Genomic DNA, 17,227 nt, shown 5'->3' with positions numbered 1-17,227 from the left:
CGCGCATTTACTGACTGATGACAATGCAATTCAGTTCTACGCTATCTGGTTCAGGCGTCCAGTATTGCGCTTCATCACCTTTCATCCAAATGGATTCCCCAAAATCACCGTCATAGCGTGAACCGGAAGCAGTAATTGCAAGCCAGCCAAAAGATATGTTGCCACCGCGCTCTATACGAACCCCTGACGACTCCGTCTCGAAAAAGGAAGTCACCAACTCATTGGCCGGAGAATCTCCACATTGCCAAGTGGCGACTGCCGTTGGCTCTTCCAACATATATAGTGCGACAAGCTCAGCTTCACGGCGTTCATAGCTCGATAAGATACAGCTTTTCGGATCGTCAGATTTCAAGCAATCATCACGACCACTTATCCAGCTCTGCTGATGGGCTTCAAGTTCCTGTTCCGCATCTTTAGCGCCTGCATCTAAGCTCTTTGTAACGTCAAGAGCATCAGTAAAACGTGCCGCCACCAAATGATCGAGTTTGGTTAGCTCAGGATTATCGCAAACCAGTTTTTCAACTGAGTTTTGCACAGGGTCACACTTAGAAGAGGGGCTTTCTTGCGCGGTTGCTGTCCCTGCAGAAACATAAAACACAAACCAGAACAAAATTCTTAGCATCGTGATTCATCCTATCAAATGATGAATGCCGAATAGAACACGGCGCAAATAAACGCAGGGTTCTAGTGGTAAAAATTACCTATTGGCATTGAAGCAATATCAACACAAAATCCCATGAAAGGAAAGCAATTAGATAGAGTGAGAGAAATATAAAAACGCCCGCACCGGATAACCGACACGGGCGTTTAATTTCAAAGTAAAACTTGTTTAAGCGGCGCGTTGATGTGTTCCGAGCGCGCCGTTTTCAACGAGCTTAAACTGCGCGATCAGATCAGCAAGCTTTTCTGATCCCGATGCAAGGGTGTGCATCACGGCGGTTGCTTCTTCTACCATTGCGGCATTCTGCTGGGTCACGCTATCCATTTGCATCATCGCGGTGTTGATCTCACCCAAACCAATGGTTTGCTCGCGTGATGATGATGCAATGGAATGCATCTGATCATTGATATTATGAACATGATCGGAGATGCCTTTGAGCGCTTCGCCTGTCTCATTCACAAGACGAACGCCACCTTCAACTTCTTCACCTGATTTTGTGATCAGTGCTTTAATATCTTTGGCAGCTGTTGCCGAACGTTGTGCAAGCTCTCGAACTTCCTGCGCAACAACGGCAAAGCCTTTGCCCGCCTCTCCAGCACGCGCAGCTTCAACACCGGCGTTAAGCGCAAGAAGATTTGTCTGGAAAGCGATCTCATCAATAACATTGATGATTTTTGAAATCTCACCGGAAGCCGTTTTAATCCGTGACATTGCATCGACAGCATTGGCGACAACTTTACGTGAATTGATCGTGCTGCCCTCTGCCTCAGTCGCCATTTTAGAAGCTTCTTCCGCACGCTCTGAGGCATTGCGCACTGTTGCTGTAATTTCTTCCAGTGCCGCTGATGTCTGCTCCAAAGACGATGCTTGATGTTCGGTACGGCGTGCTAGATCATCCGTAGAGGTACGCATTTCTTCAGTGCTTGATTTAATTTCGAAAGCTTCATTGCGCAGCTCTGTCATCGTTGCTGACATACGCTGTACAGCTTGATTGAAATCTATACGCAGTTTCTCGAGACCTTCATTAAATGGTCCAGTAATATTGACGGATAAATCACCTTGGCTAAGACGGCTAAGAGCGGCCCCAATTTCTTCGACGGCTACTTTAATTTCGCCTTCTTGTTTCAATTTAGCCGCTTCGTTTTGCTGGCGTTCATTGTCTGTCGCCATACGCGCTTCTGTCGACTGTTGCTCAATTGCTTGTTTCTCAATCGCGCTTTGACGGAACACTTCCAGTGATTGAGCAAGTCCACCTAATTCGTTGCGGTTTTCAAGATATGGAATTTCCGCATCAAAATCGCCTTCGGCAAGCTTACGTGCTGTATTTGCAAGCTGAGGAATTGGACCAAGTATCGCAGAAGAAAACAGCGCCATAATGACAGCGGCAACACCGAGTACGATAATTGCACTTATGCCGACTGTCCAAACCATATCAATGGCCTGAGCATTAATGACCTCGGAACGCACACCGGCATAAATAATACCGATTGTTTTATTGTCGGGCGAGAAAATCGGCTGATAGATCGTGTAATATGGTGTGCCCAGAATAACAGCTTCACCACGGAAAGTATCACCTTTTGTGAGCACAGGATAAACAGCGCCGTTTTGCCCAAGTTGTGTTCCAACAGCGCGGTTTCCATCGGGCTTAATGATATTTGTTGTGCGGCGCCAGAAATCTTTTGTTTCCTCATCCCAAGCAAAGATCGTTGCTGTCTCACCGGTCATCCGGCCAACAGTATCGATCATGCTGTGGTTGGAAAACTCTTCGGGAATAGCCACCATCACAATGCGCTCAACATTACCAGACTTGCCCCAAGTGACTTGCGTGCCTGGAATATCGCGCTCGGCAATAGTGGCCAAAGTACGCAAACTTGCGTTTTGGCTGGCGACAGCCTGCTCTTGAATTCGACCAGAAATATTAAGCGAAATAGCGATGGAAACAGCTACAAGTGACAGGAGTAATGTGCCGACCGCGATTGCCGTTACAGTCCGAACGAGACCAAAACGAGATAGTAAGTTCATGGTGAGATCCACAATTGATAATTGCGGCGATATTCGGCAAATTATGATTAAAATTATGTTACTAAAATGCTGAAAAACTTACGATTTTAATCATTTCGGCACAAAAGAGCACTTATGCGCTCAATTAAGCTGAGAACTAAAGACAACTGTTGACGACAACCAACTCCTCTGCCCGATTGCTCAAATTAAGGAACTTTAAGGTCCGGCTTCCGTTTATTCATCAGCAACAAAAGGAAGAGTAAATGTCTCACACAATCAACATACTTAGCATTGAACCTTTGACAGGCGATGTCATGCGCTACCGAACATCAAAACCGGCAGGTTATGATTTCACGCCCGGGCAAGCGACCGAAGTTGCGATTGATAAGGATAATTGGCGAGACAAAAAGCGTCCCTTCACTTTCACATCGTTGCCAGATGAAGACACGCTAGAATTTACGATCAAAAGTTACCGCGACCACGAAGGTGTAACTAATGAATTACAATCGTTGATAACGGGCGATAGCCTCATCATCGAAGACCCTTGGGGCACGATACAGTTTAAAGGCAAAGGAACTTTCGTTGCTGGCGGCGCAGGCATTACGCCTTTCTTGGCAATATTTAGAGATTTGGAGAAACGCGGCGAATTGCGGGGCAACAGTTTAATTCTCGGCAATAAGACCCGCGACGATATTATCGCGCAGGACCTATTGAGCACGATGCCCGAACTTAAGATCATGCATGTTCTGAGCGATGAGAACACAGAAGGCTATGCACATGGTTTCATTGATAAAGAAATTTTAGCGGCAAATCTCATCGATATCTCAGGTAATATCTATGTCTGTGGGCCGCCGCCAATGATGGATAGCGTGATGGGCAACTTAAAAGAACTGGGTGCAGCCCCCGATGCTTTGACATTTGAGAAGTAGCGCGTCTCGGACAATGAAACATTGTTTTGGTAAACTCATTTCCTGTGAACAATGCGAGATATGAGGCCGAAGCGAAGCGGCCTTGTAATACAATACTTTTTATTGTCACAAATCCGCGTTATAGGCCTCTAAATTTATAAAATAGGAGCGAATGGGAATGAAAATAGCTATCCTCGGTGGAGACGGTTTTGTTGGCTGGCCAACATCTTTGCATCTTTCAGATCAGGGCCATGAGATCCACATAATTGATAACTTGTCCCGTCGCTGGATCGACACAGAACTTGGTGTTCAGTCCCTGACACCCATGGACTCCATTCAAGAGCGTACACGCATTTGGCATCAAGAGACTGGTAAGCGCATTCACTTCCACCTCATTGATTTGGCCAAAGACTATGATGTGCTCAAAAACTGGCTTGCTGAGCACCGCCCTGACGCTATCGTTCATTTTGCAGAACAGCGTGCAGCGCCGTACTCCATGAAATCTGATCGCCACAAGAATTATACGGTCAACAATAATGTTAGCGCGACGCATAACCTTCTAAACGCAATGGTCGAAATTGGTCTTGATGCGCATTTGGTGCATTTGGGCACGATGGGTGTTTATGGCTACTCAACAGTTGGCGCTGCTATTCCAGAGGGTTATTTGCCGGTTGGCATCGAAACAATGGACGGGAATACAGTAAACCAAGAAATTCTATATCCTGCCAATCCTGGCTCGATCTACCATATGACCAAATGTCTTGATCAGTTGCTTTTCCAGTTTTACGCGAAAAACGATCAGCTGCGCATTACCGATCTGCATCAAGGTATTGTTTGGGGTACGCATACCGAGCAAACACGTCGCCATGAACAGCTTATCAACCGCTTTGATTATGATGGCGATTACGGCACTGTTTTAAACCGCTTCCTCATTCAGTCAGCCATTGGCTATCCATTGACTGTGCATGGCACTGGCGGGCAAACACGTGCTTTCATTCATATTCAGGATTCTGTGCGCTGTATTGAACTTGCGTTGGCAGATGCACCTGCAGCTGGTGACCGAGTGAAGATTTTCAATCAGGTTACTGAAACGCACCGTGTGCGTGATCTTGCACAGCTGATCACAAAGCTTACGGGCGGCGAGATTGCAAACCTTCCGAACCCACGCAAAGAAGCAGCCGAAAACGATCTGGTGGTTGATAAAGAACAGTTTATCAAACTTGGTCTTAAACCAATCACATTGGCCGAAGGTCTTTTGGAAGAAGTCATCGAAGTTGCGAAAAAATACGCTTACCGCGTAGACCGCAGCCGTGTGCCTGCATCCTCTGCATGGACCAAGAAAATTGCTGAAACGGTTGATACAGACCCTGAAAAGAAGCGATTAAAAGCTGTCTCTTAAAATGACTGAAAATGCCTTTGTGACGCTCGTCACCAATGATGATTATGCAATGGCCGCATGTGCACTCGTGCGGTCACTTGTGCTAACCAAAACGAATGCAGACATTGTTGTCATGCACACAAAGGCAGTGAGTGAGACATCGCTTCTGCCTCTTCATGATCTTGGTGCCAAGCTTGAAGCGGTGGAACATTTACCGTGTTCTCCCGCTTTCAATGAGCGCCACCGCAAGAAAAACATTCATGAAAATGCACCGTTTTTAAAAGGCGACAAGCCGCTTTTTCACACGCCATTAGACAATTTTGTAAAACTGCGTCTATGGCAGCTTGAGCGTTATGAAACGATTGTTTTCATTGATGCGGATGCCTTGGTCATACGCAATATCGACAAGCTGTTTGACTATCCTGAGTTTTCAGCCGCACCCAATGTCTATGAATCAGTTGCAGATTTCCACCGGCTTAACTCCGGTGTTTTTGTCGCAAAGCCATCGCAGGCAACTTTCGATAGCATGCTGACTGTCCTTGATGCGCCTGATGCTTATTGGCGCCGCACAGATCAGACATTTTTGGAAACCTATTTTAGCGATTGGCATGGACTGCCAGTATTCTACAATATACTGCAATATGTCTGGTTTAACCTACCCGAACTATGGGATTGGAAATCGGTTCATATTGTTCATTACCAATATGAAAAGCCGTGGGAGAAAAATCACGGCAAGGCAGATAAGCTCAAGCCTCTGATTGATTTGTGGCAAGCTTATTATGAAGGTAAAAACTTGCCGGATATTGATACGCTAGCAAACCCGTCAGATATGAAATGATGCGTGTCGCAGTCACCGGAGCGACTGGATATGTCGGGCGTTTCATCGTCAACAATCTACTGTCTAGCGGGCATCATGTGATGGCTTTGGGACGCAAAGCGCCCGAACGTGATATTTTCGACAAGAATGTAGAATTCAGACAATTTTCACTCGATCATCAAGCGCTATCAAGCGCGCTATTTAACGGCACTGATGCTCTCGTTCATGCAGCTTTTCACCACGATGCCGGTAAATATCGCGGCGGTGAAGGCAATGATCCTGATGGTTTTATCAAGCGCAATGTGGATGGTACGAACGCACTCTTTGAGACTGCAAAAAATGCAGGCGTGAAACGTGTTATTTTTCTTTCCAGCCGCGCTATTTATGGAACTCAGGAGCCTGGATTAACGCTTATGGAAGACACTCCGCCCAAGCCAGATACGCTTTACGGACAGGTCAAACTTGAAACTGAAAACGCTTTAGCCGCACTTGCCAGCGGTGATTTTTTGCCCATCTCGCTGCGTGCGACCGGCATTTATGGCTCACCTTCAAAGCGTTATGAACACAAGTGGTCTGAGCTTTTTAAGCAATATTCAAACGGGACAAAAATCGCACCCCGTATCGGCACTGAGGTTCACGGCGATGATCTTGCTGCGGCAGTAAATCTTTTGCTCCATTTAGACACAAATCAACTGCATATGGATGACGCTCACAAGCCAGCTATCTTTAATGTATCTGATATTCTTCTCGATCGGCATGAACTCTTGAAAGCATACGGGAATCTTATCGGCAAAGCCCATTTACCTCTGCCGAATAAATCAGATGCTAGCGCGTATAATCAAATGGATTGCACACGTTTGCGCAGCCTTGGCTGGCAACCTCGTGAGAAACTAGATCTATCTGGTTTAACGCACGACATCGATTGAAGATTGAGCTCTACTTATATGTCTTCGTGAATTCGTTTCAGCGCAATTTAAGACAATAGGATTTTCCCAGCAGCTCCCAATAGCGCCGTGATTGCAAGAATTTTAAACATATCAAAACGCCAGCGAAATGCGAGATATGCGCTCAACACAAACAACCCCACGGCCAACCATTCTATTGATGCAAAGTCAGGTCTCCAAAGCGTTATCCAGCCGAACTGCTCTTTTGTGACTTTTGAGAACAGCACATGCAAGGCGAACCAGATAGACAGGTTCAAAATAACGCCCACGACAGCGGCAGTTATCGCCTGCAACGCACCGCGCAGTCGAGGTTGGTCAGCAATCCATTCGATGTAAGGTGCGCCTGCAAATATCCACAGAAAGCAGGGTACGAAAGTAACCCATAAAGTCAGTAATGCGGCGGCGAGCGCCATCATTAATCCGGCTTCCTTATAGCCAGCCAGAAACGCAACAAATTGCGTTACCAGAATGAGCGGACCCGGTGTTGTTTCTGCCAAGCCCAGCGCATCGATCATCTCGCCAGCTGTCAGCCAGCCAAATTGCACGACAACATCCTGCGCCATATACGCCAAAACCGCATAGGCACCGCCAAATGTCACAACGGCCAATATTGAAAAGAAACGTCCAATATCAACCAGCAATTCAGGTGCGCCCAGCCAAGCCAAAATAAGCAAAGGCAAAAGCCATATCACCAACCAGATGATAATGGTCTGCAAGGTTTGTCTGAGCGAAATGTGCGCCATCGACAATGCTTCATCGGGCACTTGCTGTGTACTTAACAGCCAGCCGGTAAAACCTGCAGCCAGCACGATGAGTGGAAAGGGAATAGACAAAAAGAAAATGCCAATAAAGGCCAAGCCTGCCACGACCCAGTGCATGTTCTGTGTGAGTGCTTTTTTCGCGACCCTAAACAAGGCTTGCACCACGATAACAAGCACAGCAGCTTTGATGCCGTAAAACAGCGCAGCCACAAGCGGCACATTGCCATAGACGCTATATATCCATGCAAGCGCCATAATTATTGCGGCGCCGGGTACGACAAACAGAAGACCTGCGATCAACCCGCCTAATACACCATGAAGACGCCAACCAGCATATGTGGCTATTTGCGTGGCTTCTGGCCCCGGCAGCAACATGCAAAAACTCAAGGCATTCAAAAATTGATGTTCAGTCAGCCACTGATTTTCATCGACGACCTCTTTATGTATGAGCGCGATTTGAGCGGCAGGGCCGCCAAATGATAGAATTCCGATTTTCCACCATATGCGTGCTGCCTGCCCCAGCGTTGGGCCTTTAAGTTCGATGTCATTTGGAATTGTCACTTGAAGGCCTTTTTGCATTGAGAGCGGCAAATCACTCGCGGGTTTATCGCGACAGCATATGTAGAACAAATGACGACATAAAAACCAGAATTTATTCAGATGTTTAAAAAGGCAGCACTGTCTTTCATGTCGCCTTGTGTTCATGTATACTAGATAATGAGATACACCAGAACGACCAATAAACCCATTGAACCAACAGAATGTTTGCCATGGTAAAATTATCTAAAAATGAACAAGCATTTGAAATAGCAAATGTTCTGTCACCAAACATGATTGATCGCACGCGCTCAATTGGCCCGCAGATTTACGATCTTGTGCGGCTGAACATTATTCTTGATAATTTGATACCGGGTCAGGCAATTAACGAACAAGACGTATGTGGATGTCTGGGCGTTAGTCGCACCCCGATGCGCGAAGCTTATCAAAAGCTCATGCATGACGGCCTCATTAAAACGATCTCAAAAGTTGGTACAATTGTATCGGACATCGATGATGCGCGCGTCACCGAAGGCATTATTATTCGGCGAGCATTGGAACGCGAAGTTGTCAAAATAATCTGCACAAATGACTGCGACCTAAGTGTATTAGAACCATTGGTTGCGCTGCAAAGCGTAGCGGTTTCACAAAAGAACCATATCGATTTTTTCAAATATGATGAAGAGTTTCATCAATTACTCGCAAAGATGGCAGGCATACCTTCGGCGTGGCGTTTGGCTCAATCAGTCAAAGCGCACACAGACCGGGCGCGTATCCGTTTAACGGCAGATTTGCCGCTACGCATCAACGTTGCCTTTGAAGAACACCTTAAGCTCATTGAAGCTCTCAAAAGTAAAGACGCGGAGCTAGCACAAGCTCTTGTGAGCCAACACATCAACTCTGCTTTCGAGGCTGTTAAAAATGCTAAGTGAAGATCGGTTGTTCCCAGCGGACCCTGAAACTCGAAAAGTTGCACGTAGCCTTTTCGCAGAAGTTGAACACCTTCCGCTCATTTGCCCACACGGTCACACTGAACCGCAATGGTTTTCCAAAGATGAAAACTTTGCCGATCCAGCGCAGCTTCTCATTGTTCCCGACCACTATGTTTTGAGAATGCTTGTCTCCCAAGGCATTAGCCTTGATATGCTGGGCGTGCCTGATCATACAGGTGTTGCAAAGCAAACTGATGGGCGTGAAATTTGGCGTCTGTTTGCCGAAAACTATCACCTATTTCGCGGCACGCCATCACGGCTTTGGTTCGACTACACGTTAGAGTTTCTTTTCGGCGCAACAGACACTCTATCTGCGCAAAATTCTGATGCAGTTTATGATCAAATAAGCGCTTGCCTTGCGGAACAATCTTTTAAACCGCGTGCATTGTTTGATCGCTTTAATATTGAAGTCTTAGCCACAACAGACGCATGTACTGACGATCTCAAAGCGCACCGCGATATTCGAGAAAGCGACTGGAATGGACGTGTTGTGCCTACCTATCGTCCGGATGCGGCAATTGACCCAGATCATCCTGATCTACTCAACAATATCGAGAAAATGGGCGCTCAGACGAACGAAAAAGTTTCGACATGGCAGGGCTATTTGAACGCCCATCGCGCTCGTCGTGCCTATTTCAAATCCATGGGGGCAACGGCAACCGACCATGGTCACCCATCCGCGTTGACCGCTGACCTGTCACTTGAGGATTGTGAAGCGCTCTACGCCAAAGTTTTGAATGGCAAAAACAGCGAAATGGACAAGGAATTGTTCCGCGCTCAAATGCTTACAGAAATGGCGGGAATGAGCGTGGAAGACGGGCTTGTTATGCAATTGCATCCTGGATCTGTGAGAAACCACAATCAATCTGTCTTTAAAACATTTGGACGTGACAAAGGTTTCGATATTCCAAAGTCCGTTAGCTTCGTCGACGCTCTGCAGCCCCTTTTGAACAAATATGGCATGGACAAACGTCTTTCGCTCATCCTCTTCACGCTGGACGAGACAACCTATGCCCGCGAACTTGCACCGCTTGCAGGTGCCTATCCGAGCCTCAAGCTTGGCCCCGCATGGTGGTTCCATGACAGTCCTGCCGGCATGATGCGCTACAGAGAAATGACAACCGAAACCGCTGGCTTCTATAACACCGCAGGCTTTAACGATGATACGCGTGCATTTCCGTCCATTCCAGCGCGGCACGATGTTGCGCGGCGTGTCGATTGCGCGTTCTTGGCTAAGCAAGTTACCGAGCATTTGATCAAAGAAGACGATGCCGTTGAGGTCGCGATTGACCTTACCTACCGGCTCGCAAAACAAGCTTACAACCTTTGATAACAACTATCGTTGCAACAATAAGAGAGCGATAATGAAGCAGACATGGCGTTGGTTTGGTGAACACGATAATGTTGCCATTGATGAGATTGAACAAGCTGGAGCAAGCGGTATTGTTACCGCCCTTCACCACATCGATAATGGTGAGGTGTGGTCAAGCAGTGAAATCGAAAAACGGCAACAACTAATTGCTACCCGCAAGAATGGCGGGCCTTCCAGTTTAAAATGGGACGTTGTGGAAAGCCTGCCCGTTTCCGAAGACATCAAAAAGCAAGACAATGATTGGCGCAGACACATCGACAATTACAAGCTGAGCTTGGAAAATCTCGCTGCTGCTGGCCTTGAAACGATCTGCTATAATTTCATGCCAATACTGGATTGGACGCGCACAGATTTAAGCTGGCCACTGCCCAATGGTGCACGCTGTATGCGCTTCGATTATACCAACTTTGCGGTTTTCGATATTCATATTCTTGCGCGCTCGGGTGCTACAGAAAATTATGATGATGCTATTATTGAAAGCGCTGCTCAAAAATTCGCAACAATGGACGATGCTTCAAAAATTCAGCTGACCAATAATTTGGTTGCCGGATTGCCCGGTGCCAATCAAAAACTGACCTTGAGTGACCTGCAGCTTTTGCTCGACGGCTATCACGGTATTGATGAGAACCGTTTTAGAAAAAACCATTATGCGTTTTTGGAAGAGGTCATTCCAACCGCTGAACGTTTAGGCATGCGGCTTTGCTGTCATCCTGATGATCCTCCCTTCTCTTTGCTCGGCCTGCCGCGCACCATGTCAACAGAACAGGACTACCGTCTGCTTATGGAAGCCGTGGACAGTCCCGCAAACGGTATAACATTGTGCTCTGGTTCGCTTGGCGCGAATAAGGATAATGATCTACCTGGCATGATGGAACGTCTTGGCGACCGTGTTCACTTCCTACATTTGCGCAATGTTGTCCTTGATGTGCAGCAAACACCTGGTTCATTTTACGAAGGTGAACATCTGTCCGGCAACACCGATATGGTGGCTCTCATTGATGCTGTTTTAAACGAGGAAAACCGCCGTAAAAAAGCTGGGCGCAAAGATTGGAACATTCCTTTCCGGCCAGACCACGGGCAAGATATTTTGGACGATCTAAACCGCAGTGCGCAGCCGGGCTATCCGGCCATCGGCAGGCTTAAAGGACTAGCTGAACTTCGCGGTGTTATATCAGCTTTGGAAGCCGTTATATCAGGCAAATTAACGGTGAGCCAGTCATGAATATTGATGCTTCTTTTACGCCGCCCAAAACAGTTCAAAATGTAAGCTACGAGCGCAATGCGCACGGCGTTGGAATTGTCCATTTTGGCGTTGGCGCATTTCACCGCGCCCACCAAGCGGTCTATATCGATGATGTTCTTGCAAAACATGGGGGCGATTGGCGCATATTGGGCGTTAGCCTTCAAAGCACAAAAGGTGCAGATGCGCTCAATGCACAGGATGGCATTTATACGCTTGCAGTGCGTGAAGGCAAAGAACAGCAACTCTCTCTGCGCCTTATCGGCAGCATCACAGAGGTAGAAGCTGCAACACGCAGCACGGACAAAATTTTCCAAACTTTGGCTGATCCGCAAACGCGCATCGTTACGATGACTGTCACTGAAAAAGCTTACGGTGTTGATCGAAGTTCAGGCGGTGTTGATCTGTCGAATACGAGCATCGCGCATGATTTGGAAGATTCTGCAAACCCGATTGGCATTATCGGGATGATCGTCAAAGGGCTAAGATTGCGCAAAGACGCAGGCTTGAAACCCTACACTGTGCTTTGCTGCGATAACCTTCCCAAGAACGGGGAAATTGTTCGCAGCGGTGTTCTTGATTTTGCACGCCGCATTGATCCGGAATTAGCGGCATGGATTGAAGCGCATGGCGCATTTCCAAGTTCGATGGTTGACCGCATCACACCATCAGCAACACCAGAGCTCTTAGCCGAAATTGAAGAAATACTTGGTGCGAAGGATGCTGCTGCGATTGAAACAGAACCATTTTCGCAATGGGTGGTGGAAGATAATTTTTGCGACGGACGCCCGCTGTGGGAAGATGTGGGCGTCTTGTTTGTTGATGATGTTGCCCCTTATGAGCGCATGAAATTAAGAATGCTCAATGGTGCCCACTCATTGATCGCCTATGCCGGATTTCTAGCCGGCCATAAATATGTGCGCGATGCAATGGCAGATCAGCACATACATAATTTGGTTGAACAGCACATTCTTGCCGCCAGCAAAACACTTACGCCTTTAAGCGGCATTGTATTTGAAGATTACGGCAAACAACTCATCGAGCGATTTGAAAACCCCAACATTGCCCATGAGACGTATCAGATTGCGATGGACGGTTCACAGAAAATGCCGCAACGCATTTTCGAACCTGCAATTGAAAGTCTTGAACACGGGCTAGATATCCAACCATTCGCTTTGGCAACGGCTGTATGGATACGCTTTTGCGCAGGTATCACAAATACCGGCAAAACATATGATTTGCGCGATCCAAGAGAAGATGAGCTTCGTTCAGCATTCAAATCTGGAAATGGCAACGTAAACGATATTTGCACGGCGTTTCTAGAACTTGCCAACCTATTTCCGGCACAGCTGCAACAAAGTGACATCTGGGCCGAGCAACTGAAAGACCAGCTAAGTTCGATTTTAAAATCACACCCATTAGGTTAGACATTGCTAACCTAATGGGCTGACCTTTTAAGCAATTTATACCGACGCCAGCAAACTCGCATTGCCGCCTGCAGCCGTCGTATCAATGCAGATATGGCGCTCCAGATGAATACGATCAGCAAAATTCTGGTCGTTGATTAATGGAAGTATTGCGCCATCGCGTTCAGCAAGCACTTTTCGGTAAGCTTGCAGAACATCATCTTCAGCAAAGCTGACCACGGCATCAAACCCTTCAAGTGTTGCCAGTGCTGACGCTTCTAGTGATCCGTTCAAACCTTCATCACGTTCTAGGTCCGGTGCGATACAGATCGCGGCACAGCCATTTTCTTCAGCGACTTTCTTTTGAGCCAGTGCAGCTTCGCGTGTTGGGCCAAGGCACAAAACCTTTCCGCGGCCATATATGGACAGGATATTGGATTCCCCTGTCGGCCCTGGCAAGTTTAGCGCTTTAAGACTCTGGCCAGTTGTTTTGGCGCGATCTAACAGCGCTTGCACTTCGTGTGCATCAACAAATTGTGCCTGCGGCGCAGAAAGCGTCATAGTATCAGCCATTGCAAAGCGCGGCACATAATATGGCCCACCCGCTTTTGGCCCTGTACCGGACAAGCCCTCACCGCCAAAAGGCTGCGTTCCAACGACAGCACCAATCTGGTTGCGGTTCACATACATATTGCCGATGTTCAAACGCTGCGTCACATATTCAACGCGATCATCGATACGGCTATGCAGACCGCATGTCAGACCAAAGCCCGTTGCGTTGATATCACGCAGAACCTGATCAAGTTCGTTTGCATGAAATCTAACTACATGGAGCACAGGCCCAAAAATTTCCTGCTTCAAATCCAAAATCGAGGACAAGGACAAAACAGCTGGCGCGACAAATATGCCGGTCTGAGGACAAGTGATCTGTTTTAACAATCGGCCTTCGCTGCGGGCGGTTTCAATATGCGCTTCGATAGTTGCTTTGGCTTTCTCGTCAATAACCGGTCCAAGGTCAGCTTTAAATTCCCAAGGATCAGTGACGACCTGTGCGTCCATCGTGCCATATAGCATCTTCAAAAAACTGTCTGCTATATCGTCTTGTAAATAGAGCACTCGCAATGCAGAGCAGCGTTGCCCTGCGGACTGGAAAGCCGAAGCGACAATATCTCGAATGGCTTGCTCCGGCAAAGCGGTACTATCAACGATCATCGCATTCAAACCACCCGTTTCGGCAATGAGTGGCGCAGATGGAGACATGTTTTCAGCCATGTTCCGGTTGATTGATTGGGCCGTCGCGGTCGAGCCTGTAAAGCACACACCGTTGATGTCTTTGTGTCCTGTTAAAGCAGCGCCGATCGTTCTGCCTTCACCTGGCAATAATTGCAAAGCGGATGCGGGAACACCTGCCTCATGCAATAATTGAGTTGCTCTTACAGCGACTAAACTTGTTGTTTCTGCTGGCTTGGCCAAGACACTATTGCCTGCGGCCAACGCGGCGCTCAACTGTCCTGTAAAAATCGCCAATGGGAAGTTCCACGGCGAGATACAAGTAATTGTTCCACGCGGCGGGTTTTTAAGTTCGAGTGCACGCGCTGCATAATAACGCAGAAAATCGACCGCTTCACGCAGCTCGGCAATTGCATCCAACGCGGTCTTTCCAGCTTCACGGGCCAGCAAGGCAAACAATTCACCAAAGTGTTCTTCGTAAAGATCGCCGGCTTTATTGAGAACGGCAGCACGCTCCTGCGGTGATGCTGTCCAAATGGATGCGTCAGCAATTGCTTTGTCCACATCCTTGGCTGTGCAAAATTGAATTGTTCCGACTGTGTCATCCGGCAAAGACGGATTTTTAACTGTGACAGTCTCACCAGAGGCTTTTTTAGCCACTATCACAGGCTTCAAATGCCATTGATGATTTTTATATGGCCCACGTGCATTTTCGATCAGTTCAAGATCATCTGTGTTACGCACATTGAACCCACGTGAATTGCGGCGTTCATCACCGTAAAGGTCATCAGGATGACATACGGTTTCGAGGTCTGGATCAACTTTTTTAAATGGATCAGCAGCAACGACGCTAGCCGGAACATTCTCATCAACGATTTGATTGACGAACGAGCTATTTGCCCCATTTTCCAAAAGACGCCGCACCAGATAAGCAAGCAAGTCTTCATGCGCGCCAACAGGCGCATAAATTCTACAGCGATATTTGTTTTTACTAATCACGAGATCATGTAACGACTCGCCCATGCCGTGTAGGCGTTGAAATTCGAATACATCAGGTGCCGCATCCATCTCAATAATTGCAGCAACGGAATGAGCGTTATGCGTAGCAAATTGCGGATAGATACGGTCCGTCATGCCAAGAAGTTTTTGCGCGCAGCAGATGTAACAAACATCGGTTGCCGATTTTTGCGTAAAGACTGGAAAGCCTTCCAAGCCTTCGACTTGAACGCGCTTAATTTCTGTGTCCCAGTAAGCGCCCTTGACCAAGCGCACCATAATTTTGCGGTCGAGCTTTTCTGCCAATGCGTATAGCCAATCAAGGACGTAAGCAGAGCGTTTTCCATAGGCTTGCACAACAACGCCAAAACCATCCCAACCAGCTAATGCTTCATCACTCAAAATTGCTTCAATAACATCAAGGGACAAGTCCAAACGGTCAGCTTCTTCCGCGTCGATGTTTAAGCCCATACCAGCATCACGGGCTTGTTTTGCCAATATCAATGTACGCTCAACCAGCTCCGTCATAACTCGGTCGCGCTGGGCGACTTCATAGCGTTCATGCAGCGCAGATAATTTAATAGATATGCCCGGATTTTTTCGAATGTCGTCTGACGTACATTCTGATGCCAGTTTGGAAATCGCGTTTGCATAAGCATCAAAATAATCGGTTGCATCAGACGCAGTCAGCGCTGCTTCACCCAGCATATCATAGGAAAAAGTATAGCCTTGCGCTTGTTTTTTACGGCCGCGTGACACCGCAGCTTCAATTGTTTCACCCAGAACGAACTGAGCGCCAAGCTCCTTCATCGCGCGCGATACGGCTGTGCGAATAACAGGCTCTCCAACGCGGCGAACGGCTGAACGAAGCAGCGAAGCCATGCTGTTTTTTTCATTCTCATCTTCCCGCAGCACTTTACCTGTAAGCATAAGCGCCCAAGTGGAAGCATTAACGAGCGGAGAGCTGGATTTACCCAAATGGGCGCCCCATTCTGATGGTGCAATTTTGTCCTCAATTAGCTCATCAATTGTTTCGCTGTCTGGCACGCGAAGCAAAGCTTCTGCCAAGCACATAAGTGCAATACCTTCGTTCGTGGACAAGCCATACTCAGCAAGGAACACTTCCATCAGGCTTGGCTTGCGATCACTTCGAATTTCTTGAACAAGCTGCGCGCCACGCTTTTCAGCACGCTGGTGAAAATCTTCACTCATCTCAGCATTGGCAACGAGCTCATTTATAATTTCAAATTCATCACGCATATGATTGCGCCGAATGACAGTACGAAGATTTTCAAGTTTTAACATGGCATCAATCCATTGTGACAATGACGCACACTAGCAAAGCTGAAACAGTGAATTTCACTTTATTGTTGCTATTTCCAGTTCATTTTCCCATTGTTAGCCATCTGTATGTGAAATTTGAATATTGAAATTATGAAATTTAGTGAATTAGACCAGACCGACCGTAAAATTTTGCGTATTATGCAGACAGACGGGCGCATATCCATAACGCAGCTATCAGAAAAAGTCGGCCTTTCGAAAACGCCGTGCCAAATGCGCGTCAAAAAACTGGAAGATTACGGCTATATAGTTGGGTATCGCGCCGTACTTGATCCCATGAAGATGGGACTTGGTCATGTGACCTTCATTGAAGTCAAAATGAATGACACCACACCCAAAGCCCTCAAAGCTTTTGATGATGCAATCCGAAAGATTCCAGAGATTGAAATGTGCCATTTGATTGCCGGTGGCTTTGACTATCTGCTTAAAGTGCGCACCACCGATATCGTTTCTTACCGGCAAATTCTCGGTGAAGTCATTTCTTCTCTGCCTTATGTGAACAGCACTTCAACCCACGTCTCTATGGAAGCGGTAAAAGACGACCATTAAAGCGAGCGACTGCGCAACCAAAACAAAAATGCAAACTATATTGCCTCCGACCTCGCCAATGTAACGTTGCGTAACATTACTAACTAGCGCTAAA

13 protein-coding genes are annotated in these 17,227 nt (G+C 47.2%); 9 read left to right on the top strand and 4 right to left on the bottom strand.

The window, feature by feature from the left end; genetic code table 11:
• Positions 1-7: 7 nt before the first annotated feature.
• Both N530_RS17325 and N530_RS0102915 read right to left on the bottom strand, forming a co-directional pair.
• Positions 8-622, bottom strand: a complete 615-nt coding sequence (locus N530_RS17325) for an MliC family protein (RefSeq protein WP_051540715.1) — start codon at positions 620-622, stop codon at positions 8-10.
• Between the two features lie 207 nt (positions 623-829).
• Entirely contained in the window at positions 830-2,683 is a 1,854-nt protein-coding gene (locus N530_RS0102915) for a methyl-accepting chemotaxis protein (protein ID WP_026479477.1), read from the bottom strand.
• 242 nt (positions 2,684-2,925) lie between these two features.
• Between N530_RS0102915 and N530_RS0102910 the strand changes: the two genes are divergently transcribed.
• The 4 genes from N530_RS0102910 to N530_RS0102895 all read left to right on the top strand — a co-directional run bounded on the left by N530_RS0102910 (position 2,926) and on the right by N530_RS0102895 (position 6,691).
• Complete coding sequence (locus N530_RS0102910) at positions 2,926-3,591, top strand: flavodoxin reductase (protein ID WP_026479476.1); 666 nt, start codon at positions 2,926-2,928, stop codon at positions 3,589-3,591.
• 157 nt (positions 3,592-3,748) lie between these two features.
• Positions 3,749-4,969 carry an NAD-dependent epimerase/dehydratase family protein gene (locus N530_RS0102905; RefSeq protein ID WP_026479475.1) on the top strand — a complete coding sequence of 407 codons (1,221 nt, stop codon included), beginning with the start codon at positions 3,749-3,751 and terminating at the stop codon, positions 4,967-4,969.
• 1 nt (position 4,970) lies between these two features.
• Entirely contained in the window at positions 4,971-5,786 is an 816-nt protein-coding gene (locus N530_RS0102900) for a glycosyltransferase (protein ID WP_026479474.1), read from the top strand.
• Positions 5,783-6,691: an NAD(P)-dependent oxidoreductase gene (locus N530_RS0102895; RefSeq protein WP_026479473.1), complete on the top strand. Its 909-nt coding sequence runs from the start codon at positions 5,783-5,785 to the stop codon at positions 6,689-6,691. Before N530_RS0102900 ends, N530_RS0102895 begins: the two co-directional genes overlap by 4 nt.
• Positions 6,692-6,738: 47 nt before the next feature.
• Here N530_RS0102895 and chrA read toward each other — a convergent pair whose 3' ends face one another.
• Positions 6,739-8,049 carry a chromate efflux transporter gene (gene chrA, locus N530_RS0102890; protein ID WP_051540714.1) on the bottom strand — a complete coding sequence of 437 codons (1,311 nt, stop codon included), beginning with the start codon at positions 8,047-8,049 and terminating at the stop codon, positions 6,739-6,741.
• A 191-nt stretch (positions 8,050-8,240) separates the two neighbouring features.
• Between chrA and N530_RS0102885 the strand changes: the two genes are divergently transcribed.
• The 4 genes from N530_RS0102885 to N530_RS0102870 are packed head-to-tail and all read left to right on the top strand — an operon-like array spanning position 8,241 to position 13,038.
• On the top strand, positions 8,241-8,939 hold the full coding sequence (locus N530_RS0102885) for a GntR family transcriptional regulator (RefSeq protein ID WP_162150927.1): 699 nt from the start codon (positions 8,241-8,243) through the stop codon (positions 8,937-8,939).
• On the top strand, positions 8,929-10,329 hold the full coding sequence (gene uxaC, locus N530_RS0102880) for a glucuronate isomerase (protein ID WP_026479470.1): 1,401 nt from the start codon (positions 8,929-8,931) through the stop codon (positions 10,327-10,329). The genes N530_RS0102885 and uxaC overlap by 11 nt, the downstream gene beginning before the upstream one ends.
• Positions 10,330-10,363: 34 nt before the next feature.
• Positions 10,364-11,593 carry a mannonate dehydratase gene (gene uxuA, locus N530_RS0102875; protein WP_026479469.1) on the top strand — a complete coding sequence of 410 codons (1,230 nt, stop codon included), beginning with the start codon at positions 10,364-10,366 and terminating at the stop codon, positions 11,591-11,593.
• Positions 11,590-13,038, top strand: coding sequence for a mannitol dehydrogenase family protein (locus tag N530_RS0102870; protein ID WP_026479468.1), 1,449 nt, complete (start codon positions 11,590-11,592; stop codon positions 13,036-13,038). The genes uxuA and N530_RS0102870 overlap by 4 nt, the downstream gene beginning before the upstream one ends.
• A 36-nt stretch (positions 13,039-13,074) precedes the next feature.
• On the opposite strand, the gene putA is transcribed toward N530_RS0102870, so the two are convergent.
• Positions 13,075-16,548: a bifunctional proline dehydrogenase/L-glutamate gamma-semialdehyde dehydrogenase PutA gene (gene putA, locus N530_RS0102865; RefSeq protein ID WP_026479467.1), complete on the bottom strand. Its 3,474-nt coding sequence runs from the start codon at positions 16,546-16,548 to the stop codon at positions 13,075-13,077.
• A 129-nt stretch (positions 16,549-16,677) separates the two neighbouring features.
• Between putA and N530_RS0102860 the strand changes: the two genes are divergently transcribed.
• Positions 16,678-17,133 carry an Lrp/AsnC family transcriptional regulator gene (locus N530_RS0102860; protein WP_081773872.1) on the top strand — a complete coding sequence of 152 codons (456 nt, stop codon included), beginning with the start codon at positions 16,678-16,680 and terminating at the stop codon, positions 17,131-17,133.
• The last annotated feature ends 94 nt before the right edge of the window (positions 17,134-17,227 follow it).

Source organism: Ahrensia sp. 13_GOM-1096m, assembly GCF_000620605.1.
In the GTDB taxonomy this organism is placed as follows: Bacteria; Pseudomonadota; Alphaproteobacteria; order Rhizobiales; family Rhizobiaceae; genus Ahrensia; species Ahrensia kielensis.
This window is presented reverse-complemented; position numbering and strand designations above follow the sequence as displayed.

Coding starts and splice junctions, on each gene's coding strand:
- N530_RS0102895 (WP_026479473.1), top strand. CDS start 5,783: ATGATGCGTGTCGCAGTCACCGGAGCGACTGGATATGTCGGGCGTTTC.
- N530_RS0102915 (WP_026479477.1), bottom strand. CDS start 2,683: ATGAACTTACTATCTCGTTTTGGTCTCGTTCGGACTGTAACGGCAATC.
- N530_RS0102860 (WP_081773872.1), top strand. CDS start 16,678: ATGAAATTTAGTGAATTAGACCAGACCGACCGTAAAATTTTGCGTATT.
- chrA (WP_051540714.1), bottom strand. CDS start 8,049: ATGCAAAAAGGCCTTCAAGTGACAATTCCAAATGACATCGAACTTAAA.
- N530_RS0102910 (WP_026479476.1), top strand. CDS start 2,926: ATGTCTCACACAATCAACATACTTAGCATTGAACCTTTGACAGGCGAT.
- N530_RS0102870 (WP_026479468.1), top strand. CDS start 11,590: ATGAATATTGATGCTTCTTTTACGCCGCCCAAAACAGTTCAAAATGTA.
- uxuA (WP_026479469.1), top strand. CDS start 10,364: ATGAAGCAGACATGGCGTTGGTTTGGTGAACACGATAATGTTGCCATT.
- putA (WP_026479467.1), bottom strand. CDS start 16,548: ATGTTAAAACTTGAAAATCTTCGTACTGTCATTCGGCGCAATCATATG.
- N530_RS17325 (WP_051540715.1), bottom strand. CDS start 622: ATGCTAAGAATTTTGTTCTGGTTTGTGTTTTATGTTTCTGCAGGGACA.
- N530_RS0102900 (WP_026479474.1), top strand. CDS start 4,971: ATGACTGAAAATGCCTTTGTGACGCTCGTCACCAATGATGATTATGCA.
- N530_RS0102885 (WP_162150927.1), top strand. CDS start 8,241: ATGGTAAAATTATCTAAAAATGAACAAGCATTTGAAATAGCAAATGTT.
- uxaC (WP_026479470.1), top strand. CDS start 8,929: ATGCTAAGTGAAGATCGGTTGTTCCCAGCGGACCCTGAAACTCGAAAA.
- N530_RS0102905 (WP_026479475.1), top strand. CDS start 3,749: ATGAAAATAGCTATCCTCGGTGGAGACGGTTTTGTTGGCTGGCCAACA.